The 21,168-nt window shown below is 72.4% G+C and carries 25 protein-coding genes; 15 read left to right on the top strand and 10 right to left on the bottom strand.

What is annotated here, in order from left to right; translation table 11 throughout:
* Window positions 1-9: 9 nt before the first annotated feature.
* Window positions 10-1,185: an ROK family transcriptional regulator gene (locus tag EDF33_RS17330; protein WP_165918864.1), complete on the top strand. Its 1,176-nt coding sequence runs from the start codon at window positions 10-12 to the stop codon at window positions 1,183-1,185.
* 51 nt (window positions 1,186-1,236) lie between these two features.
* The gene (locus EDF33_RS17325) at window positions 1,237-1,995 is read left to right on the top strand and encodes a DedA family protein (RefSeq protein WP_228504475.1); all 759 of its coding nucleotides are present in this window, start codon (window positions 1,237-1,239) and stop codon (window positions 1,993-1,995) included.
* 11 nt (window positions 1,996-2,006) lie between these two features.
* On the opposite strand, the gene EDF33_RS17320 is transcribed toward EDF33_RS17325, so the two are convergent.
* Window positions 2,007-2,210: a DUF2945 domain-containing protein gene (locus tag EDF33_RS17320; RefSeq protein ID WP_123293555.1), complete on the bottom strand. Its 204-nt coding sequence runs from the start codon at window positions 2,208-2,210 to the stop codon at window positions 2,007-2,009.
* A gap of 201 nt (window positions 2,211-2,411) precedes the next feature.
* Between EDF33_RS17320 and EDF33_RS17315 the strand changes: the two genes are divergently transcribed.
* On the top strand, window positions 2,412-3,464 hold the full coding sequence (locus tag EDF33_RS17315) for a serine/threonine-protein kinase (protein ID WP_123293556.1): 1,053 nt from the start codon (window positions 2,412-2,414) through the stop codon (window positions 3,462-3,464).
* A gap of 49 nt (window positions 3,465-3,513) precedes the next feature.
* Window positions 3,514-4,137 (top strand): phosphoribosylanthranilate isomerase, encoded by a 624-nt coding sequence (locus tag EDF33_RS17310; protein ID WP_123293557.1) that lies wholly within the window; start codon window positions 3,514-3,516, stop codon window positions 4,135-4,137.
* A gap of 37 nt (window positions 4,138-4,174) precedes the next feature.
* Here the strand turns inward: EDF33_RS17310 and EDF33_RS17305 are convergent, their stop codons facing one another.
* The 3 genes from EDF33_RS17305 to EDF33_RS17295 form a co-directional block, all read right to left on the bottom strand.
* A complete protein-coding gene (locus tag EDF33_RS17305; protein ID WP_111086181.1) occupies window positions 4,175-4,933 on the bottom strand; it encodes an HAD-IIB family hydrolase in 759 nt (252 codons plus the stop codon).
* A 100-nt stretch (window positions 4,934-5,033) separates the two neighbouring features.
* On the bottom strand, window positions 5,034-5,447 hold the full coding sequence (locus EDF33_RS17300) for a hotdog domain-containing protein (protein WP_111086180.1): 414 nt from the start codon (window positions 5,445-5,447) through the stop codon (window positions 5,034-5,036).
* A gap of 79 nt (window positions 5,448-5,526) precedes the next feature.
* The gene (locus EDF33_RS17295; RefSeq protein ID WP_111086179.1) at window positions 5,527-6,123 is read right to left on the bottom strand and encodes a nitroreductase family protein; all 597 of its coding nucleotides are present in this window, start codon (window positions 6,121-6,123) and stop codon (window positions 5,527-5,529) included.
* A gap of 73 nt (window positions 6,124-6,196) precedes the next feature.
* On the opposite strand from EDF33_RS17295, the gene EDF33_RS17290 reads away from it, so the two are divergent.
* Complete coding sequence (locus tag EDF33_RS17290) at window positions 6,197-7,120, top strand: AEC family transporter (protein ID WP_123937442.1); 924 nt, start codon at window positions 6,197-6,199, stop codon at window positions 7,118-7,120.
* Between the two features lie 222 nt (window positions 7,121-7,342).
* The gene (locus EDF33_RS17285) at window positions 7,343-7,750 is read left to right on the top strand and encodes an aldehyde dehydrogenase (protein WP_123293560.1); all 408 of its coding nucleotides are present in this window, start codon (window positions 7,343-7,345) and stop codon (window positions 7,748-7,750) included.
* A gap of 9 nt (window positions 7,751-7,759) precedes the next feature.
* Here EDF33_RS17285 and EDF33_RS17280 read toward each other — a convergent pair whose 3' ends face one another.
* The gene (locus EDF33_RS17280; RefSeq protein WP_132100702.1) at window positions 7,760-8,008 is read right to left on the bottom strand and encodes a nuclease; all 249 of its coding nucleotides are present in this window, start codon (window positions 8,006-8,008) and stop codon (window positions 7,760-7,762) included.
* 113 nt (window positions 8,009-8,121) lie between these two features.
* Window positions 8,122-8,961, bottom strand: a complete 840-nt coding sequence (locus EDF33_RS17275; RefSeq protein WP_132100701.1) for an exodeoxyribonuclease III — start codon at window positions 8,959-8,961, stop codon at window positions 8,122-8,124.
* 120 nt (window positions 8,962-9,081) lie between these two features.
* Here EDF33_RS17275 and EDF33_RS17270 point away from each other — a divergent pair, with 120 nt between their 5' ends.
* From EDF33_RS17270 to EDF33_RS17245, 6 genes are read left to right on the top strand one after another with little or no spacing between them, the layout of a single operon-like run.
* Complete coding sequence (locus tag EDF33_RS17270) at window positions 9,082-9,555, top strand: Asp23/Gls24 family envelope stress response protein (RefSeq protein ID WP_132100700.1); 474 nt, start codon at window positions 9,082-9,084, stop codon at window positions 9,553-9,555.
* The gene (locus EDF33_RS17265; protein WP_132100699.1) at window positions 9,552-9,743 is read left to right on the top strand and encodes a DUF2273 domain-containing protein; all 192 of its coding nucleotides are present in this window, start codon (window positions 9,552-9,554) and stop codon (window positions 9,741-9,743) included. Before EDF33_RS17270 ends, EDF33_RS17265 begins: the two co-directional genes overlap by 4 nt.
* Complete coding sequence (locus tag EDF33_RS17260) at window positions 9,740-10,111, top strand: hypothetical protein (protein WP_131847060.1); 372 nt, start codon at window positions 9,740-9,742, stop codon at window positions 10,109-10,111. Before EDF33_RS17265 ends, EDF33_RS17260 begins: the two co-directional genes overlap by 4 nt.
* Window positions 10,108-10,746, top strand: a complete 639-nt coding sequence (locus EDF33_RS17255) for a hypothetical protein (protein ID WP_132100698.1) — start codon at window positions 10,108-10,110, stop codon at window positions 10,744-10,746. Before EDF33_RS17260 ends, EDF33_RS17255 begins: the two co-directional genes overlap by 4 nt.
* Entirely contained in the window at window positions 10,743-11,345 is a 603-nt protein-coding gene (locus tag EDF33_RS17250; protein ID WP_132100697.1) for a hypothetical protein, read from the top strand. Before EDF33_RS17255 ends, EDF33_RS17250 begins: the two co-directional genes overlap by 4 nt.
* A gap of 7 nt (window positions 11,346-11,352) precedes the next feature.
* Complete coding sequence (locus EDF33_RS17245; protein WP_132100696.1) at window positions 11,353-12,126, top strand: aminoglycoside 3'-phosphotransferase; 774 nt, start codon at window positions 11,353-11,355, stop codon at window positions 12,124-12,126.
* On the opposite strand, the gene EDF33_RS17240 is transcribed toward EDF33_RS17245, so the two are convergent.
* Complete coding sequence (locus EDF33_RS17240; RefSeq protein WP_132100695.1) at window positions 12,123-13,469, bottom strand: M23 family metallopeptidase; 1,347 nt, start codon at window positions 13,467-13,469, stop codon at window positions 12,123-12,125. The genes EDF33_RS17245 and EDF33_RS17240 overlap by 4 nt on opposite strands.
* A 64-nt stretch (window positions 13,470-13,533) precedes the next feature.
* Entirely contained in the window at window positions 13,534-15,201 is a 1,668-nt protein-coding gene (locus EDF33_RS17235; protein WP_132100694.1) for a hypothetical protein, read from the bottom strand.
* Window positions 15,202-15,287: 86 nt separating this feature from the next.
* Between EDF33_RS17235 and pyrE the strand changes: the two genes are divergently transcribed.
* Both pyrE and EDF33_RS17225 read left to right on the top strand, forming a co-directional pair.
* Window positions 15,288-15,839 carry an orotate phosphoribosyltransferase gene (gene pyrE, locus EDF33_RS17230; protein ID WP_132100693.1) on the top strand — a complete coding sequence of 184 codons (552 nt, stop codon included), beginning with the start codon at window positions 15,288-15,290 and terminating at the stop codon, window positions 15,837-15,839.
* Entirely contained in the window at window positions 15,836-18,130 is a 2,295-nt protein-coding gene (locus tag EDF33_RS17225) for a septum formation family protein (RefSeq protein ID WP_132100692.1), read from the top strand. Before pyrE ends, EDF33_RS17225 begins: the two co-directional genes overlap by 4 nt.
* A gap of 217 nt (window positions 18,131-18,347) precedes the next feature.
* Here EDF33_RS17225 and EDF33_RS17220 read toward each other — a convergent pair whose 3' ends face one another.
* The gene (locus EDF33_RS17220; protein WP_132100691.1) at window positions 18,348-19,301 is read right to left on the bottom strand and encodes an aldo/keto reductase; all 954 of its coding nucleotides are present in this window, start codon (window positions 19,299-19,301) and stop codon (window positions 18,348-18,350) included.
* Between the two features lie 111 nt (window positions 19,302-19,412).
* Between EDF33_RS17220 and EDF33_RS17215 the strand changes: the two genes are divergently transcribed.
* Window positions 19,413-20,057 carry a HEAT repeat domain-containing protein gene (locus EDF33_RS17215; RefSeq protein WP_131881182.1) on the top strand — a complete coding sequence of 215 codons (645 nt, stop codon included), beginning with the start codon at window positions 19,413-19,415 and terminating at the stop codon, window positions 20,055-20,057.
* A 415-nt stretch (window positions 20,058-20,472) separates the two neighbouring features.
* Here EDF33_RS17215 and EDF33_RS17210 read toward each other — a convergent pair whose 3' ends face one another.
* Window positions 20,473-21,162, bottom strand: a complete 690-nt coding sequence (locus EDF33_RS17210; RefSeq protein ID WP_123293578.1) for a metal-dependent transcriptional regulator — start codon at window positions 21,160-21,162, stop codon at window positions 20,473-20,475.
* Window positions 21,163-21,168: the final 6 nt, after the last annotated feature.

Below are 21,168 nucleotides of genomic sequence, written 5' to 3'. Positions count from 1 at the left end.
GCTATGGCCGTGGACGAGACCGTGTCAACGATCCCGAGTGTCGTGGGGACGACGCCGGGTGTGCTCCGACTCATGAACTCCCGGGCCATCCTCGACGAGCTCCTGCGCGACGACGCGTCGCGCACCGTGACCGAGCTCAGCCGCACCGTCGGGCTCTCCCGCCCCACGGTCGAGGCGGCGCTGGCGGACCTGGTCGACGAGGGCTGGGTGACCGAGGCCGAGGCGATCGCCACCCCGAACAAGGCCGGCCGCCGGGCCAAGCGCTTCGCCGCGGACGCCACCGCCGGTTCCGTGCTCGGCGTCGACCTCGGACTGCACGGCATCGTCGGCATCCGCGCCGACCTGCGCGGGAACACCCTCACCCGGGTCGAGGAGCGCTACACCGACCTCGCCGACGCGGAGCAGGCCTGGACGAGCGTGCAGGACGTCGTCCGCCGCCTGACGGCCGACTCCGAGGCGTCCCCGGTCCTCGCCGCCACGTTCGGCGTCCCCGCCGTCGTCGACCGCGCCGGCGAGATCGACTACACGGTTGCGGTGCCCGAGTGGGTCGAGCGCCGCGTGCCCGGCCGGATCCAGGACCTCTTCCCCGGCATCGCGACGTTCTTCGACAACGACGCCAAGCTCGCCGCCACCGCCGAGGCGATGTGGGGGCGCTTCCGGGGCGTCCAGGACGGCCTGTACCTGGTGATGGGTCGGCAGATCGGTGCGGCCTACGTCATCGACGGGGCGTTGGCGCGCGGGGCGCGCGGTGCGGCTGGCGAGATGGGCGGCCTGGCCTCGACCGGGTGGCCCGGTGCGCCGGCCCGCCTGGAGGCCCGGATCGCGTCCGACACGGACCTCGAGTCGGTCTTTGCCGCGGCCGGGCGCGGGGGCGCAGTGCCGGGTCACGTCGGCGATGGCGTTCCGGATCCGGCGGCGGTCCACGTCGTCCGCGCCTTCGCGGACGACGTGGCACCGGGCGTCGTGCAGCTCGTCACGACGATCGACCCCGAGGTCGTGGTCGTCGGGGGCGAGGTCCTGCCGGCGGCACCGGTGTTCGCCGAGGCGCTCGCCGCGGTCGTCACACCCCAGCTCCGGCACCCCGTCGAGATCGTCCCGTCGACGGTCGGTCGTGACGCCGTCGCCCGCGGTGCCCTCGCGCGGTCGTTGACGCACGTGCGGACCTCGCACATGGGACTCGGCTGACGTTCAGGTACCGCGCCGGGTCCTGACAGGGCGCTCAGGGATGCTGGGGGCATGACGACTGCCGTGACCGCCCGTGCCATGACCGTCGCCACCGGCGACTCCACCGCTCCCTCGGACCTGGGCGGACTCTCCGGCCTCGTGCTCCAGATCATCGACGCCCTGGGGGAGTGGGGCGTCGCGCTCATGCTCTTCATCGAGACGGTGTTCCCGCCGATCCCGTCCGAGCTCATCCTGCCGCTGGCCGGGTTCCTGGCGGGCGCCGGGCAGATGAACCTCGTGCTCGTCCTCGTGCTGGCGACGCTCGGGTCCTACCTCGGGGCGCTGGTGCTCTACTGGCTCGGCGCGAAGATCGGGTTCGAGCGCACCACGAGGTGGTTCGGCAAGCTCCCCCTGGTCGACGAGGACGACTTCCGCAAGGCCGCCGCGTGGTTCCATCGGCACGGCAAGAGCGCGGTGTTCTTCGGCCGCTTCGTCCCGATCGTGCGGAGCCTCATCTCGCTGCCCGCCGGTGCTGACCGCATGCACCTCGGCACGTTCTCGGTGTTCACGATCATCGCGAGCGGCATCTGGAACAGCGCACTCGTGCTGCTCGGTGCCGCGTTCGGCTCGCAGTACGACCGCGTCGAGCAGTACACCGAGTGGATCGACCGGGTGCTCTACGTCGCGATCGCGGTCGTCGTGGTGACGTTCGTGGTCCGGCGGGTCCGACGGTGGCGCGCGGACCGCCGCGCGGACGGGGGCGGCAACGGCGACGGTGCCGCGAGCGGGGGCGCACGAGGTCGTCGTCGCGCCGAGCCCGCCCGCGACTGAGCCGGTCGTCGTCAGGCCTTGGTCAGCGCCGACTCCTTGTGCGCGGCCTGCTTGCCGCTCTTCTCCGACTCGACGATCCAGTACGGATCGTCGTCGGTCGGCTTGAACGTCTGACCGTCGAACTCGAAGTCGCTCGTGCGCTTCCGCACGAGTTTCCCGGTCGTCTTCCCTTGCGAGGTGTTCCAGTGCACCTCGTCACCCTTCGTCAGCGCCATCGCTGTCCTCCTTGCGTGATCGCTCACCCTGGTCGGAGGTCGAACGGTACCCTGATGCATCCGCATGAACACAGGGAAGTACGCCGATCACGATGTCATAACACCCGCCCAAAACGGGAGTCGGACGCGTACCGTTTCTCGTGAGCCAACACGCCGGCAGCAGCCGCGGAACCTGCGGCTCCCGACGGAACGACGGACACCATGACCCTGCTCGACGGCTTGCGGACGGAGACGGTCCTGTCGGGCCGGTACCGACTGGTGAAGCTCATCGGCACGGGTGGCATGGGGACCGTCTACGAAGCCCGCGACGAGCACACCTACCGCGCCGTCGCCGTGAAGCTCTTCGCGACGCCGGACAAGATGACGACGGCCGACCGCGTCCGGCAGGAGCGCGAGATCCGGCTCCTCAGCATGCTGTCGCACCCCGGGCTCATCCCGCTCTACGACGCCGGCACGCACGACTTCCCCGACGGCCCGCACCGGTTCATCGTGATGGAGCTCATCGCCGACACGACGCTGCTCCGCCGACTGTCCGAGGGGGCCCTGCACAACTACGAGGTGGCCGACCTCGGCGCCCAGCTCGCCGACGCCCTGGCCTACGTGCACTCGCGCGGCATCGTGCACCGGGACGTCAAGCCCGCCAACATCCTGATCAGCGACGAGGGCTCGTCCGGCTTCGCCCGGACCGTGAAGCTCACCGACTTCGGCGTCGCGCACTTCGTCGACGGCTCGCGCCTGACGAACGACGGCACGATCATCGGCACGGCGGCGTACCTGAGCCCCGAGCAGGTCGCGGGTGAGCCGATCAGCTTCGCCACCGACGTGTACTCGCTCGGACTGGTGCTGCTCGAGTCCCTGACCGGCAAGCAGGAGTACTCCGGCACCCTGATCGAGGCGGCACTGGCCCGCCTGCGGCACGACCCCGAGATCCCGGACGACGTCGCCTCGGAGTGGCGCGAACTGCTCAGCCGGATGACCGCCCGTGACCCGGAACGTCGTCCGACCGCGGTCGCGATCGCGAACGCCCTGCGGGGTGGGTCCACGCAGGTCACCGGCCCCGTGCCGCTCGGACCGGAGCGGGTCAAGCACCAGCGCGACCACCGGATGCACCGGGCAGCCCACCGGCACGCGAAGCGCGGCACCTTCTCGGCCGTCCGCCGCTGGCGTCGGCGGAACGTGCTCGTCGGCTCGTTCGCGGCGTTCGGCGTGCTGGTCGCGTGCGGCTCCGCCTACGTCGCCGGCATGCTGCACTGACGTCGCGAGCTCGTCCCGTTCGTCCGTGGTCCCTGGCAGGATGGACAGCATGACCGACCAGCGCTGGATCAAGATCTGCGGCCTGTCGACGCCCGACACCGTGGACGCCGCCGTCGATGCGGGCGCCGACGCGGTCGGGTTCGTCTTCGCCGCGAACAGCCCCCGCACCGTGACGGCCGACCTGGCGAAGGAACTCGTCGAACGGCTGCCGGACGGCATCGACGCCGTGGGGGTCTTCCGCGACCAGAAGATCGACGAGATCGTCGGCATCGCGTCCGAGGTCGGGCTCACCACCCTGCAGCTGCACGGTGGCGAGGCCGCGACCGACTTCGCCCGAGCCCGCGACGCCGGCTTCTTCACCATCCGGGCCCTCGCTGCCGAGGACTACCTGCGTGAGACCGCCGAGCAGCGCGCCTCGTACGACCACGACCTGCTGTTGCTCGACGCCGCCGTGCCGGGCAGCGGTCGGCTGATCGACCCCGCCGTGATCGAGGGCGGGATCGACGAGGCCTGGATCCTCGCGGGCGGCCTGACCCCCGCCAACGTCGTCGCCGCGGTCGAGGCGCTCGACCCCGACGGTGTCGACGTGTCGAGCGGCGTGGAGTCGGAGCGCGGCGTGAAGGACCCGGCCAAGATCCGCGCCTTCGTCGAGGCCGTCCGCAGCCTGGGCTGACACGGGGTCAGCTGCCGCGCCGTCGGCTGCCGCGGGGTCAGCGCAGGGTCGGGATGAGCTCGGTCAGGAAGGCGTCGGTGTCCTCCCAGCCCTCGACCGCGTGGCACGGCACACCGAGGGCCTTCACCGGGTAGTCGTTGCCCTCGGGATCGAGCCGGTCGCCGACGAAGAGCATGTCGTCGAGCGCGATGCCGGTGATCTCGGCGAGACGCTGCATGCCGTAGGCCTTGTCGATGCCCTTGCGGGTGATGTCGACGCTGGTGGAGCCGCCCGATCGGACCTCGAGGTCGGGGAGCTCCGCCTGCACCCGTCGACGGAGGTCGTCCTTCTTCGCGCCGGTCGGGTCCCACTGCTTCTTGACGTCGACCGGAGCGGCCTGGCCGAGTGCGGAGAACGTGATCTGCGACCCGCGGTCCTCGAGGATGTCACCCCAGGTCTCGGACTCCCAGTAGCCGGCGTCCTTCGCGACGGACTCGACCGCTGCGAGGGCGCGTGCCTTCTGGTCGTCGGTGAGGTCCTCGGCGTACTGCAGGGCCCAGTCGTCGTCGGACCAGCGGTAGTACCGCGTGCCGCACGTCGGCAGGAGGTGCAGGTCGTCGAGGGTCAGGCCGTCGCGGTGGCGGAGCGGGGTGACGAGTTGCTGCTCGAACTGCGTGAAGTTGCCGCCGGAGATGACCGCGACCGGCACGACCTCGAGCAGGGACGCGAAGGTCTCGAGCATGCGGGGGTCGAGGGAGGACTTCGACGGGGCGAGGGTGTCGTCCAGGTCGAAGGCGACGAGGCGGGGCGTGGTCATGCCCCGATCCTGCCAGAGGCCACCGATCACGTGCCGGGTGCGGTGCTCACAGCGCCCGGCACGTGCGCGATGTCTGCGGGGTCACGCGCGGTCACGCGGGTCAGGCGCGGTGCGTCGCGGGGACCCGGTCGCGGTCGTACGTGATGTCCGTGTAGCCGTGCGGCGCCGGGTTGCCGTCGTCGTCGAGGTTCACGAACACGACCTCGTCGATGGTGAGGATGCTGCGGTGCGTGAAGAGGTTCCGCGCCTCGGCCCGCATCGTGAGCGAGCTGCGGCCGAAGCGGGTGGCGACGAGGCCGATCTCGACGATGTCGCCCTCCTTCGCCGAGGACACGAACTCGATCTCCGACATGTACTTCGTGACGACCTTGCCGTTGCCGAGCTGGATGATCGCGTAGACCGCGGCCTCTTCGTCGATCCAGCGGAGCAGGCTGCCGCCGAACAGGGTGCCGTTGGCGTTGAGGTCCTCGGGGCGGACCCACTTGCGGGTGTAGAAGTTCATCTCGGGCTGCATGTCACGACATTCTACGCGGCAGCGGGTACGGCAGCGGCCGCGCCCCGGCGGGGACGCGGCCGCGTGCTGGTACCGATGACTACTCCTTGACGAGCACGACCTCGTCGAGGGGCAGGCGGGTGCGCGGTGCGACCTCGCGCTCGGCCGCCTTCTCGTCGAGCTGCGACGGGTGCGCGACGGTGCCGATGGCGGTCACGGTGAAGGGCAGGAAGCGCTCCGGCAGGTCGAACGCGGCACGCAGGCCGGCGGCGTCGATGCCCGCCATCTGGTGCACGTGCAGGCCCTCGGCGTGCGCCTGGACGGTCAGGGCGGCGAGCGACTGGCCGAGGTCGTACTGCGCGAAGGGGCGCTCGTCGCCGTCCTCGGTCACGGTCTCGAGCACGCCGACGACGAGGGCGCTGGCACGGAAGGCCCAGGCGGCGTTGAAGCCGAGCAGGTTCTCGTTGATCTTGCGGAACGTCTCGGTGCCACGACGGCCCGCGATGAAGCGGCGGGGCTGGAAGTTCATGGCCGATGCGGCCCAGCGGGCGGCCTCGAGGACGGCGTCGAACTGCTCGTCCGAGATCGTCGCGGTCTCGTCGTAGGAACGGGGGCTCCAGCGCTCTTCGAGCAGGGGTACGAGGGGCTGGCTGGAGTCGGTGGACCGGGTGAGGGTGTCGGCGTTCGTCGAGGTCATGGTGCCGGCAACGGTATTCGATGCGAACGCATTTCCGACCTGAGCGACGTCACATGGTGCAAGGATGGACGCGATGGGTGGCGTGTTGACCGGCTTCGCGATCATCGGCGCGATCATCGCCGGTGGGTACGTCGTCGGGCGCATCGGACTGCTCGGCCCGCACGCACAGTTCGTGATGAGTCGCCTCGCGTTCTTCGTGCTCATGCCCTGCCTGCTCTTCCACACCATCGCCTCGGCCGACATCGAGTCGCTGCTGTCCCCGATGCTCTGGGTCTCGCTGCTGAGCGCGGCCGTCGTCGCACTCGGGGCGGCGGCCGTCTTCCGGTTCGTGCTGCGGCGTCCCGTCACCACCACGACGGTCGGGGCCCTGGCCGCGAGCTACGTCAACGCGAACAACATCGGTCTGCCGGTCGCCGTGTACGTGCTCGGGCAGGCGACCGCGGTGGTGCCGGTGATCCTGTTGCAGCTCATCGTCATCGCGCCGGTCGCGTTGACGATCCTCGACGCCGCGACCTCGGGCGCCGGCGGCTGGGGACGCCGGATCTCCGGGCCGTTCCGGAACCCGATCATCATCGCCTCGCTGGTCGGCCTCGTGTTCTCGGCGACCGGCACCACGCTGCCCGACCCGGTGCTCGAGCCGTTCTCGCTGGTCGGTGCGGCAGCCGTGCCCGTCGTCCTGCTGTCGTTCGGGATGAGCCTGCACGGTGCCGCGCCGTTGCGGGACCCGGCGATCCGGACGGACGTCATCGTGGCGTCGTCGATCAAGCTCGTGGTGATGCCGGCGGTCGCGTACGTGTTCGCACGGTTCGTGTTCGGGCTCGGCGACCAGGACGTGTTCGTGCTCACCACCCTGGCGGCGTTGCCGGCGGCGCAGAACGTGTTCAACTACGCGCAGCGCTACGACGCGGCGGTCCCGGTCGCCCGCGACGTGGTGCTCATCTCGACGATCGGCTCGGTCCCCGTCCTGGTCGCGATCGCCGCGCTGCTGCACCCGTAGCGCGCCCTGGACGCACCGCGAGGCGGACGGGAGGCCCGTGGCGGGGCCGCCCCGTGCCTCCCGTCCGCCGTGGGGTCGCGTGCACCGCGGATGGTGAGCAGAAATGGTCGGGTCGCGGTCACCGACCCGACCATTGCTGCTCACGAAGCGCATCGGGGGCGCGCGTACGCTGACACCCACGGGGCGGACCCGCCTCGGGACCACGACGGACGGAGACCTCCGATGGACACGATGGCGATGATGAAGAACATGTCGATGACGGACATGCCCATGGAGATGGACATGGACGTGATGCAGGACACGATGATGGCGATGAACGCCGCGTCGATGGCCGCCACGATGTGCTCCGCGAGCGACATGCGCATGGGCGGCGAGATGGCCACGTGCGCCGCGATGTGCTCCAACACGGCGATGATGGCCGACACCGGCATGCGGATGATGATGCGTCCGGCCGGCATGGACCTGCCGAGCATGCAGGCGATGCTCATGGCCGTCATGACGATGGGCACGATGTGTGCTGCCGAGTGCCGGAAGCACATGGACATGGACGAGTCGTGCCGCTACTGCGCCATGGCCTGCGACGAGATGGTCGCGAAGTGCGAGGCGATGCTCGCCTCGATGTCAGCCTGAGCCGACGGGCTACGCGCTGCGTGCCGTGGTCTGACGACCGCCGGCACTGAGGATCTCCGCCACCGGGTGGTGGGCGATCGGGTCGCCGACCGACAGGAAGGCGTCGGCGTCCGCCACCCGGAGCTGGGTCACGCCGCCGTCCAGGAACACCACGACGGCGTCTGCGGGACGGGTCTCGACGACGATGCCGTCGCGCCAGGCGCCGGGGGCCGCGTTCGCCATGACGCGCTGGATGGGAAGGATCGTCGTGCGGGACATGGCTTCACCTGCTCTCGAAGGGGTTCGGTGCAGGAAATCTACGTCGGCGCCGTCACCTGCTCAACGAGGGCGGACGCCGGGCGTAACACAACGCGTCACGGCCGCGTGACCGCTCAGAAGATCATCGGGCGGTCGTCGTCGAGCGACGTGTCCAGGTCGAGGTCGACCACCACGGGGACGTGGTCGCTCGGGGCGTCGCCCTTCCGCTCGTTGCGGTGGATCGAGGCATCGGTGACGACGTCGGCGAAGGCCTGGGAGCCCATCACGAAGTCGATGCGCATGCCCTCGTTGCGCGGGAACCGCAGCTGCTTGTAGTCCCAGTAGGTGTAGCCGTCGGGGACGATCGGCCGCACGACGTCCTGCAGGAGCCCCGCTGCCTCGAACGCCCGGAACGCGGCGCGCTCCGGTTCGCTGACGTGGGTGTGCCCCTCGAACACGCGGACGTCCCACACGTCGGTGTCGAGCGGTGCGACGTTCCAGTCGCCCATCAGCGCGAGCGGGGTCTCCGGCGACGCGGCGATCCACTCGGCGGTGCGGTCGGCCAGCTGCGCGAGCCAGTCGAGCTTGTACGTGTAGTGCGGGTCGCCGACGTCGCGCCCGTTCGGCACGTACAGGCTCCACAGGCGCACGCCGTCGACGGTGACGCCGATGGCCCGGGCCTCGACGGGCAGGTCCGGCCCCTCGTGCCCCTTGAGGAAGCCGGGCTGGCCGGGGAAGTCGCGGATCACGTCCGCCATCGGCAGCCGGCTGGCGAACGCGACACCGTTCCACTGGTTCAGGCCGTGCGCCTCGACGTGGTAGCCGGCGTCCTCGAACGCCTGCACCGGGAACTGCTCCGGCTTGCACTTGATCTCCTGCATGCCGAGGACGTCGACGTCCTCGCGCACCAGCCAGTCGACGACCCGCCCCACTCGGGTGCGGACGGAGTTCACGTTCCAGGTCGCCACGCGCATGGCATCGAACCTACCGGGGACGACCGACCCCGCCGTGCAGCGCGCCGCCTGCCGCTCTCGGGCGCAGCGCGGCACGATGGTGTTCGCTGGAAGTCCAGCAAGCGAGCGCAGGAGGCACTGATGGCATCGACGACGAACCGCGTCGACGGGACCGTGACGACCGGCACCACGACCGGCACCACCACCACGCAGGTCACGGCCAAGGGCAAGACGATCATCGACGACACCGTCGTCGCCAAGGTCGCGGGCATCGCCGCGCGCGACGTCCCCGGCGTCTACGCCCTCGGCGGGAACGCCTCGCGGGCCTTCGGCGCCATCCGCGACGCGATCGGCTCGAGCGCGCTCGGCCAGGGCGTCCGTGTCGAGGTCGGCGAGACCCAGGTCGCCGTCGACCTGACGATCGTCGTGGACTACCCGACGCCCATGATGGACGTCGCCACCGCGGTGCGCGCCGCCGTCACGAGCGCCGTCACCGAGCTCGTCGGGCTCGAGGTCACCGAGGTCAACATCGCGATCAACGACGTGAACATCCCGGCACTGAACGGCACCGCCGACGACCTCGACGGCGACGTCCGCGAGGGCCGGGTCCGGTGAACGCCACCGTCGTCGGGATGGGCGTCGGCGCCCTCCTCGCGATCGTCGCGGTGACCCTCGGGTTCTGGGCGTTCGTGGTCGTCGCCGTCTGCATGGCCGTCGGCGGGCTGATCGCCCGCATCGTCGCCGGTGACGTCGACGTGCGTCGCCTGGTCGACGTACTGCGCGGACGCCGGAGCTCGTCGTGACCGACGCCGCCGTCGCCACGGTCGGCGACAGCGGCGTCCGGCTCCGCGGCTCCGACCGCATCGGCACGTCGGCGCTCGTGCACACCGCCCAGGCGGTCGCCGCCGAAGCGCTGCGCGTGGCCTTCCGGGAGGTCCGTGCCCGGGTCTCCGACGACGGTCGCGGCGCGCTGGCGGTCGAGATCACCGCCCCGCTCACCCTGCCCGTGCTGGGGACCCACGCGGTCCCCGACGAACCCGTCGTCACGAGCGCGCACCGGGCCCGCGGCACGATCGCCGAGCGCCTCCGGACCATCACCGGCCGACAGGTGTCCCGGGTGACCGTGACGTTCGCGTCGTCGGTCGTCGACGTCCCGCGGAGGGTCCGGTGACCGCCGTGGACGGCCGGACCGCATCGGTTCCCGGAGCCGGCCTCGCACCGTCCACCGAGTACGCCGCCACGTACCGCCGTCTGCTCCGCCGCGAGACCCACGTGTCCCGGTCGGGCGCCGTCGTCATCGCGATGCTCATCACCCTCGTGCTCGCAGCCGCTGCCGTCTTCGCCGGTGCCCTCGTGCTGCTCGACCAGAACGTCCTCGGCGTCGACCCGCGCGCCGTGGTGGACGCCGCCCTCGCCGCGCCGGACGGCCTCGACACCACGCTCGTCGTCGGGATCGCCGCGATCGTCGCCCTCGTCGGCCTGGTGTTCCTGCTGCAGGGGCTCCTGCCGCAGCGGCGTCCGCGCCACGCGATGGCATCCGACCGGCTCGCCGTCGTGGTCGACGACGAGGTGCTCGCCTCCGCCGCGGCACGTGCAGCCCGATCCGTCACGCGGCTCGGGCCGGACGCCGCCGTCGGCACCGTGGGCCGCCGGACCGTCGAGGTGGTCCTGCGCCCCGCCGCCGGCGTCGACGTGCCCGCCGTGGCCGCGATCGAGGCCGTCGAGCACGAGTTCGCGGGGATCGACGCGCTCCCCGCCCTGGCTGCGCGGGTCCGCGTCCAGCCGACCGGACGGGTGGACGGATGAACGCGACCAACCGTGGGCTCGGCCGGACGGCGCTCGTCGTCGTCGGGCTCGTCCTGTTCGTCGCCGGGGTCGGTGCGATCCTGGTGCAGACGGCCCAGGGCCTGCCGCTCGTGGCGTCGTGGTGGCGCACGGCTGGCGACGCACTCGCGGGCCTCGGCACGGACACGTCGCGCGATGACTCCCTGCTGTCGTGGACGTGGGTGCTCGGCGGCGGGGTCGTCGTCGGCATCCTGGCGATCGTGGTGCTGACGACGCTCGGCGGAGGCCGCGAGAGCACCGTCGTCGAGAGCGACGGATCAGCCGACGGCGTCGCCGGCTCGGTGCGCGTCGAGTCCACGGCCGTGCAGCACGCGCTGTCCTCGGCGATCGGGGAGCTGCCGCAGGTGGCCTCGCTCGCGGTCGACGTGTACCGCGTCCGTGGTGGCCGGGCGATCCGGGTGCGGGTCCGTCCGCGCCGGGGCGCCTCGCCGCGTGAGGTCACCGAACGGGTCGAGGCCGTCGTCGCCGACCTGGACGCCCTGCTCGGCGAACGCCTGCCGGTCCTGCTCGAGATCGCGCGCGGTGGGGCCGGGTCCTCGCGTCCGGACCGCGTGCACTAGGGCCGTCGTGGTGCGGTCGATCGGCGGGCTGCCGGGGCCGGACTCCGTCGTCCCCGTGCCGCTGGTGGTCGTGGAGGCTGCCCGGGGCCGCGAGGTCGCCCTGGTCTGGCACAACGAGATCGGCGGCACGACCTTCCGGATCGGACCGGACGAGCACGCCGACGAGTTCGTCAAGGTCCTGCCGCACGCCTACGGCCGGTGGATCGGCAACGAGGCCGCGCGACTGGAGTGGGCGTCACGGTACGTGCGGGTGCCCGAGGTGCTCGACCACGGTGCGGACGACGACGGCGTGTGGCTGCACACCCGTGCCGTCCCCGGGTGGAGTGCCGTCGACCCGCGGTGGCACGACGAACCCCGGACCGCGGTGGTCGCGGTCGGCGAGGGGCTCCGCGCGTTCCACGACACCCTGCCGGTGGACGACTGCCCCTTCGCGTGGTCGACGGCGGCGCGGCTCGACCGTGCTCGTGCGGCGGGTGCCGACACGGATCGCCTGGGCCCGGAGCCGCCCGGTGACCGCGTCGTGGTGTGTCACGGAGACCCGTGCACGCCGAACACGCTCATCGGTGCCGACGGTCGGTGGAGCGGGCACGTCGACCTGGACGCCACGGGTGTCGCGGACCGCTGGGCGGACCTGGCGGTGGCGACGATGGCGCTCGGGTGGAACTACGGGCCCGGGTGGGGGCCGTTGTTCCACGAGGCGTACGGGCTTCCCGACGACCCGGAGCGGACGGCCTGGTACCGCGCGCTGTGGAACGCCGACGTGGACGACCTCGGGGACTAGAAGGCGACGCCCCGCGCGGACATGAACGGCACCGGGTCGGTCGTGGCGCCGTTGATGTGCACCTCGATGTGGCTGTGGCACCCGGTCGACTGGCCGGTCGACCCGACGAGCGCGATGAGCTGCCCCGCGGAGACCTGCTGGCCGATGCCGACCCGGAAGCCGCCGTTGACGATGTGACCGTAGGCCGTCTGCACGCCGTTGCCGTGGTTGATGCGGACGTAGTTGCCGTAGCCGCCGTACCAGCCGACGTAGTCGACGGTGCCGGCCGACGCGGCGACGATGGGTGTCGAGCAGCCGCTGGCCAGGTCGGTGCCGTCGTGCTTGATGACGGTGCCGTAGATCGGGTGCACGCGGTAGCCGTACGGGCTGATGACGTAGCCGCTGGCCGGACGGACCCAGCCCTGACCGCCACCCGAGCCGGCGGAGCCGCCACTGCCCGAGCCGCTGCTGCCGGAGCCGCCACCGCCGCCGGACGATCCGCCGCCGGCGTTCGCTGCCGCTGCCGCCGCGGCCAGTTCTCGGGCGGCACGGGCTTCGGCCTCGCGCGCGGCCTTCGCCTCAGCTGCCTTGCGGACGCGCTCACCCTTGGCGAACTCGGCCTCGGTCCGGACACGGCCGGAGACCAGGGTCGCGAGCTGGGCGTCGAGCCGGGCCTTGTTCGACTGCTGTTCGTCGTACGCGGTCTGCACGGCGTCGGAGGCGGCCTGCGCCTCTTGCATGCGGGCTTCAGCCTTCGCGGCGAGGCTGTCGAGTTCTTCGGAAGCGCGGTCCGCCTGTGCCTCGAGCGAGCGGGCGACGCCGGCGTCGACGCTGGCGGCGGCCTGCACGCGCTCGGCCTGTTCGGACAGCTTGCTCAGCGCGCCGAGGTCGTAGAGCAGGTCGCGCGCGTCTTCGCCCTTGGTGAGCACCGAGGTCGTGACGTCGGCACCGCCCGAGCGGGCCATCTGCGCGGCGAACTGGCCGGCCTGCGCGGCGCTCTGGTCGGCGACCTTCGCGTGTTCGTCGGCGTCGGCGCGGAGCTTCTGCTCCTTCTCGGCGGCGTCCTGCGCGTCGGACTGCGCGTCGAAGAAGACCTGCCCGAGCTCCTGTGCCTTCGCCTGGGCGGCTTCGACCTTGGCGTCGAGGTCGCTGATGATGCCCTTGATCTCGGTGATCTGCCCCTGCTTCGCGGATTCCTTGCCGCGGGCGTTCTTGACCTCGTCCCACGTGGGGTAGGTCACCGCCTGGGCAGTGGGTGCATCGACGACGACCGTGCCGACGAGGCCCGCGAGTGCCAGTCCGGTGACGGCGAGGCGGAGGCGCACGGAGGCACGAGGGGTGCGGTGGCTGGTGGGGCGAGACATCGACCACGAGCCTATACATCCGTACAGAGAAGATCGGACGCCGACGCGCCGCTGTGGACAACTCCTAGAACCCGCGCTCCTGCCGGATCTCGTCGGCACTGCCGACCACGTCGCGTCGGAGGACGTCCGCGCCGGAGGTCCCCGCGTAGTCGTAGACGTCGAACCCCGTGCAGTGCGTGATCGTCGCCGGGGCACCGAGGGAGTCCTCGACCGCGGTGGTCCACAGGTCGTGCGACCCGACCACCACGAACGTCGGGTCGGCGTCACGGTAGGCCCCGAGGTCGACGAGCCACGGGTACGTGTCGAAGGTGTCGCGGACCTGCAGCAGCTGCACGTTCGTCGCGGAGTACGTGGCGAGTGGCCGCACCGTCCAGAACTGGCCGACCCCGGTGACCGATCGTCCGTCCGCCCAGCGGTCCAGGCAGGACGACGGCGTGTACCGGGCGGTGGCGACGGCGTGCGCGGTGCTCGGTGCGGTGGCGACCCCGGCGGCGAGGACGGCGACGGCGGCGATCGCGACGGTGGCGCGGACCCCGCGGAACGGCCGGTGCACGCGGGTGCGGCGGACCGCGGTGCGGGTGAGCTCGGCCACCGCGACGAGGGCCAGCAGCGGTGCGGTGACGACGGGCTCGAGGTACCGCGGCGTCTCCGACCCGACGAGGACGACCCCGATCGACGCCGCGACCACGGTCACCAGGGGCAACGCGGTCGCGACGAGCACGGTGCGCGCGGTCCGGACCCGCCAGGCCCACACCGTGCCGCCGACGGTGACGAGCACCCCGGCGAACATCAGGAACAGCCCGGCGTCGCCCGCCGCCGTGCCGGCTCGCACGTCGGTCAGCGCCGCGAAGAACTGCAGGGTCTCCACCGCGCGCGACGGCCGGACGTAGGTGGACGGGTCGAGCGACACGAAGGGCTGCAGCGGGATCCGCACCAGGTACCCGAGCAGCGACCCGACCGTCACGGTGCCCGACAGCAGCAGCGCGGGACGCCACGGCACCCGGCGCACCGCCGCCAGCAGCAGGAGCGTGACCACCACGGGTGCGGCGGACCACGGCACGTACAGCGGGTTCGACGCCGTCGTGCACAAGGCCACCAGCCCGAGCACCACGAGCACGACGACGGACGCCCGTCCGACCCGCACGGCGCGGAGCACGAGCACCGCGGTGCCGAGCATCGCCAGCACCACGCCGTAGTAGTACGTCGTCGTCAGCAGCAGGGACGCCAGCTCGAGCGACGTCGCGGTGCCGGACGACTCCGTCAGCACCAGCAGGGTCACGAACGCCACGCTCACCGCCGACACCGTGATGCGGGCCGCTCGTCCGGCCGACGGCATGAGCTCGTTCGCGGCAGCCCGCACCAGCGCGTACACGGCCAGCAGGACGAGCACCCCGTTCAGCGCCAGCGCCTGCTGCGGGGTGCCCGTGACGACGGCGCAGAGCAGGTAGACCGGCAACTCGGGGAAGAAGAACAGCGCCGGGGACATCGCCCACTCGAACGGCTGCCCGAGCTGCATCGACCGGTGCACCAGGGGCAGCAGCACCGAGTCGCCGTCGTACCAGAGCAAGGCGACCCGTTCCGTGGCGACGACGTGGCGGAGGGAGATGACGGACAGGGCCAGCGCGACCAGGGCGCCCAGGGCCTCCCGTCCGATCGCCCCGGCCACACCGCCGGACCGACGGCCGCCGGACGGAGCCGGCGCCACGGCGGAGCGACGCGGTGCTCGGGGCATGTCCCGGAGCGTACCGAGGGCTGCTCGGGACGACCCCACAGGACGGGGGAGCGCGCTGTGAGTCCGACCGGCTACCCTTGTGCGCTGTGACCGACGCGCGCGAACAGTTGATCCAGTACATCTCCTCCGAAGCGGTGTTCCACGGCGACTTCACCCTGACCAGCGGGAAGAAGGCGACGTACTACATCGACCTGCGGAAGGTCAGCCTGGACCACCGGGTCGCGCCGCTGATCGGGCAGGTCATGACCGAGCTCGTGCAGCGGGTGCCGGACGTCTCGGCCGTCGGCGGACTCACCATGGGTGCCGACCCCATCGCCAGCGCCGTGCTGCACCAGGCCGCCGCACAGGGCCTGACCTACGACGCCTTCGTCGTCCGCAAGGAGCCCAAGGACCACGGCCGCGGCAAGCAGGTCGAGGGCCCGGACCTCAAGGGCAAGCGCGTCGTCGTGCTCGAGGACACCTCCACCACGGGCGGCTCGCCGCTCAAGGCGGCCGAAGCGCTCGAGCGTGAGGGCGCGATCATCGCCGCCGTCGCGGTCGTCGTCGACCGCGACACCGGCGCCAAGGAAACCATCGAGGCAGCCGGGTACCCCTACTTCGCGGCCATCGGGTTGGCTGATCTGGGGCTGACCGCGTGAGCGGGGAGCGTCCGGACGACGCGCGCGACCCCGAGGACACGGCCGGCCCCGCAGCGGCGGCCGACGGTGCCGACGGGGTGGACGGCCAGGAGGCCCGGCGCGCGTCCGACCCGGACGCTCCGTTCCACGGTCTCCGCAGCGCCGCGGACATCTTCGGCGCCCCGCGGGGCGAGGAGGACTGGCCCTCGCGACGGGAGCGCCGCGAGGCCGAGCGCACCGCACGCGAGACGGGCGCACCGTTGCCGGAGCCGTTCGAGGCTGCGACCCCTGAGGCCTCGGCCCCCGAGGCGTCGGCGCCCGAGGCGCCCACCGCGCCTGCTGCTCCGGTGCTGGACGACGGCGCGACGCAGGCCATCTCGATGCCCGAGCAGCTGTCGGCGCCGTCCGAGAGCCCGGACGCCGCCGCCGAGCACGAGCGCTCCACCCTGCACGACCGCATCCCGCCGGCCGCCGTAGTGCCGCCGAACCCCACTGCGCCGCACCCCTCGTCGATCGTGCTCCCGACCGCGCAGACCCACCGCGACGAGCGCGCCGCGGCGTCGCAGGCCATCGAGGACGAACGTCGCCGCGTCGATCCGTTCGGCGAGGGCCGTGCCGACGTCGACTGGCTCGGTCGTGCGACCGGCTCCGGCGCACCCGTCCCGCCCGCCGGACCCGTGGCGCACCAGCCGCTCGGCGTCGAGAACGTGCTGCCCCCGTCCGAGGAGCCGCCGAGCTTCACCGACCTGCTCCGGATCGCCGGCACGGGGTCCGTGCCCACGCAGGGCGCCGGACCGGACCGGCCGTTCGACTGGGCCATCCGCGACGACGAGACCGGCGAGGTCCCGACGACCCTGACCGGCGACTCCTTCGACACGACGGCGTTCGGTGGCGGCGGCTCGTGGTCGTTGGCGGACGAGACCGACGCCGAGGACGAGGTCGTCTCCGGCGAGGTCGACACCCCGGTCGACGGGGTGCCGCAGGCGCTTCGGACGTTCCCGGTGCCCCCGGCGGTGCCGACTGCTGCTGCGGCTGCTGCGGTGCCGCCTGCTGCTGTGCCGCCGGCGGCTGCCGTGCCGCCTGCTGCTGTGCCGCCGGCGGTTCCCGGTTCCGGGCCGGTGGCTCCCGCGGAGCCGACCGAGGCCCCGGACGCGACCCGCTCCGCTGCCGAGGGTGACGGGGCGGACGCGGCCACGGGCCTCCCGGACGCCGCGACCACCGCACTGCCGGTCGCCGGGACACCCTGGTGGTCCGAACCCGACGCGACCGCGCCACCGACCGCTGCGCCGCCCCTCGTCGAGCCCGCTGCGTCGCCCGCCTACCCGGCGCACCTGCCGCCCGCGGTGGGCCAGGACCTGGACGCCGTCCTCGGCCTGCGCCGGGACGACACGGGGGCGCAGCCCACGGCGTTGCCGGCCGCTGCGCCGGACGAGCTGGACCAGTCCGAGTGGGACGGCCGCGAGACCAGCGACACGAGTGCGATCAAGGACCTGTTCGGCACCGAGGCCGTCGGGCAGCTCGGTGGCACGGGGTACGACCCGGAGGACACCGGGACGCGGATGATGCCGGCGGCCGCGGTGCCGTCGGCTGGTGCCGGTGCCGGTGCCGGTGCGTCGTCACCTGCTCCCGCTCCGTCGGGCCAGCCGGTCGAGCGTGACAACTTCATCAACCAGGGCGCTGCGCGCCTGCGGAGCGAGGGCAAGCGCGGCAAGCAGCTGCTCGTCTACGGCTCGATCGCCCTGATCGTCGTGCTCATCGTCCTGGTGTTCCTGCTGTCGAAGTGGATCCTCGGCAACAACATCTCCGACCAGGAGATCGCGCCGACGAAGTCCCCGGCGGCAGCGTCATCGGCTCCCGCGACTCCTTCGACTGCGGCGTCTGCCGCTCCCTCGGACGAGGCCGCTGCTCCGGCTGCGACGCTCCAGTTCGCCACCACGCCCGCGCTGCCGGGCGAGCACGCCTGGACCGACCTGGCCGGCGGGGAGTGCCTGTCGCCGTTCACCAACGCCTGGGCGCAGAGCTTCACGGTGGTCGACTGCGCGACGCCGCACATCGGGCAGCTCACCGCACGGATCGCCGTCGACGGGGACGCCTACCCGGGGGCCGAAGCCCTCGCGACGCAGGCGGCCGACCAGTGCCAGTCGGACGCGGCGCTGAACGCTTCGGCGGCTGCGGCCGTCGGGGACGTGCAGGTGCAGGGGTCGTACGCGCCGGACCAGGCGACGTGGGACCAGGGCGACCGGTTCATCTCGTGCTTCGTGACCCGGTCGTCGGGGCAGGAGCTCACGGCGTCGTTGGCGCCGGGGGCGTAGGGCGGCTGCTGCGGCTGCGGCCGGCTGGACGGGGTGCGTGCGGGCGCATCTTCCGACGATCCACGACGTGATCGACGCGTGTTCTGTCGGCACATGCGCACGCATCGGATGCGTGTGCAATGAGCGACGTTCCACGAGTTGATCGTCTGGTGGATCGTCGGAACATGCACACGCATCCGTGGCGCGCGAGCCAGGCCGGGGTCGAGGCGGGCGCGTGTCAGGCGGCCGCGGGGACCTTCGCCGACACGTCGGACAGGGTCTGCAGCTCGTCGGCGCTGAGCTCGAGCTCCGCCGAGGCCAGCAGCGCCGGCAGCTGCTCGGTGTTGCGGGCGCTGGCGATCGGCGCGACGACGTCCGGCTGCGCCTGCAGCCACGCCAGGGCGACGGTCGCGAGCTCGGTGTCGCGGGCCTCGGCGATGGTGGACAGGGCGTCGACCACGGCGAGTCCCTCGTCGTTGAAGTAGCCCGAGACCTGCCCCTCGCGGTCCTTGCCGGCGAAGTCCTCCTTCGAGCGGTACTTGCCGGTCAGGAACCCGGCGGCGAGAGCGAAGTACGGCACGACGCCGAGGCCGTGCGCGTGGGCGAGCGGTGCGACGTCGGACTCGTACGGCTCGCGGGTGACGAGGTTGTAGTGCGGCTGGATCGCGACCGGCTGCGCGAGGCCGTTCTCGGTCGCGATGCGGATCCACTCCTCGGCGCGGTCCTTCGAGTAGTTCGAGATCGCGGTGTAGCGGACGATGCCGTCCGTGACGAGCTGGTCGAAGGCGCGGACGGTCTCCTCGAGCGGGGTCGACTGGTCGTCGAAGTGCGCGTAGTACAGGTCGATCCGGTCGGTGCCGAGGCGCTGCAGGCTGGCACGGGCGGCAGCGGCGACGGTGTCCGCGCCGAGGCCCTGGAACTGCGGGTGCTGCGAGCCCTTCGTGGCGATGACGACGTCGTCACGCTTGCCCGAGGCCGCGAGCCACGAACCGATCACCCGCTCGGACTCGCCGCCCTCGTTGCCGGGGGCCCACGCGGAGTACACGTCGGCGGTGTCGATGAAGTCGCCGCCCGCCGCGGTGTAGGCGTCGAGGACCTGGTGTGAGGTCGACTCGTCCGCCGTCCACCCGAAGACGTTGCCGCCGAGGGCGAGGGGGAACACGTGGAGGTCGCTGGTGCCGATGCGGGGCATACGGGGGTCCTTTCGTGGTCGGGCGAGCGGTCCTCGATGCGAACCGCTCCTCGGCCGACGCTATGCCCCGAGGCTTGACACGGCCCCGGTGGCAGCGGGTTGCATGGACCCATGACCGCACTCACCGATGCCCTCGCCGACCCCCGTTCCTCGGTGCGGCTGCAGGCCGTGATGGCCGCCGGGACCACCCCGGACGCCGCCGATCTCGACGTGCTCGTCGAGCAGTGCGCCGTCGAGCCGGACTTCTTCGTCCGCGACATGCTCACCTGGGCGCTGACCCGGCACCCGTCGGCCGACGTCGTCACGCGGGTGGTCCCGTCGCTCACCCGTTCCGAGCCGCAGGCCCGTAGCCAGGCGTTGCACACCCTGTCGAAGGTCGGCGACCCGTCGGCTTGGCCGTCGGTGCGCCCGTTGCTCGCGGACCACCACGACGAAGTGCTCCGCGCCGCCTGGCGGACCGCCGTCGCACTCGTGCCCGACGACGAGCGGGGCGAGCTGGCCCGGACGTTGGCGGTGCAGCTCGGGGTCGGTCCGCGCGAACGGCGGCTCAGCCTGTCGCGGGCACTGGTCGGGTTGGGCGAGGAGACGGTGGCGCCGGTGCTCGCAGCGGCTGCAGCCCGGGGCTCCGACGCCGTGCGGGACCACGTCGCCGACACGGAGCGGCTGTTGCACGACCCGGACGCTGCGTCCGCGCTCGCCCTCGAACGGGCTCGGCGCGAGGTGGCGCTCGGCCGCACCCGGTCCGTGAAGGGCTAGGGCCGGTGGGCGCGCCCGGCTGGGCGCGTCGAGTGGTCGAGAACCGTCGTCGTCGCGGTGGTGGGGCGGGCGCGTCGCGCGGTCACGAAACCCCGTGCCCTGGGCGCCGAGTGGTCGTGAACCGTCGGTCGCGGGGCTGTCGGGCGGCGGTCCCTGACCGCTCGGCGGACGTGAGCGGGGTGTCGTGACCAGTGGGGGCGACGGACGGGAGGCGCGTGGCGGCCGCGCACCGGGCCTCCCGTCCGACACCACGCGCGTTCGCGGGCCGCGGTGCGGTCGCGACGCCCCGTGCCCTGGGTGCCGAGTGGTCGTGAACCGTCGGTTGCGGGGCTGCCGGGCGACAGATGGTGACCGCTCGGCGGACGTGAGCGGGGTGTCCCGACCGCCCGACCGGCCGACCCGCGCGCGGGCCCGCTCAGTCGGCGTCGGGAGCCAGCCAGATCGCGGTCGCGGCGGCGGCGGGCAGGTCGACGAGCGCCTCGGCGCCGTCGGCCCCGCGTCGGGAGACCGCGATGACGCCGGCGTAGTCCCGCACCCGCTCGACCCGCAGGTGTGTGCCGAGACCGACCCCGAGCTCGTCGAAGTACCGCAGCAGCGAGGGATCGTCGTCGGACACCCGGTCGACGGTGCCGCACGCGCCGGGCTCGATCGCACCGAGCAGCGTGCCGAGCGTGGCGGGCACGGTGCCGTCCGCGGCGGGGATCGGGTCGCCGTGCGGGTCGTGGGTCGGGTGCCCGAGGTCGGCGTCGACCCGGTCGAGGAACCGCTCCGACACCGCGTGCTCGAGCGCCTCGGCCTCGGTGTGGACCTCGTCCCACGTGTAGCCGAGGCGGGACACCAGGAACGACTCGATCAGCCGGTGCCGCCGGACCATCGCGACCGCGACCTGCTGCCCGAGCGGGGTGAGCACGACGCCGTAGTACGGGGTGTGCTCGATGAGGCCGTCGCGGTCGAGCTTCTTGAGGTTGCCCGACACCGTCGAGGCCGACACCTTCAGCGTCGCCGCGATGTCCCGCGTGGCCAGTCCGGCGCCGCCGCGCTCCCCGGCCTTCCAGATGAGCTTGACGTAGTCCTCGGCCATGGTCGACAACGAGGGCAGGCGCATACCGCC

The sequence above is a fragment of the Curtobacterium sp. PhB146 genome (genome assembly GCF_004342995.1).
Classification (GTDB): Bacteria; Actinomycetota; Actinomycetes; order Actinomycetales; family Microbacteriaceae; genus Curtobacterium.
This window is presented reverse-complemented; position numbering and strand designations above follow the sequence as displayed.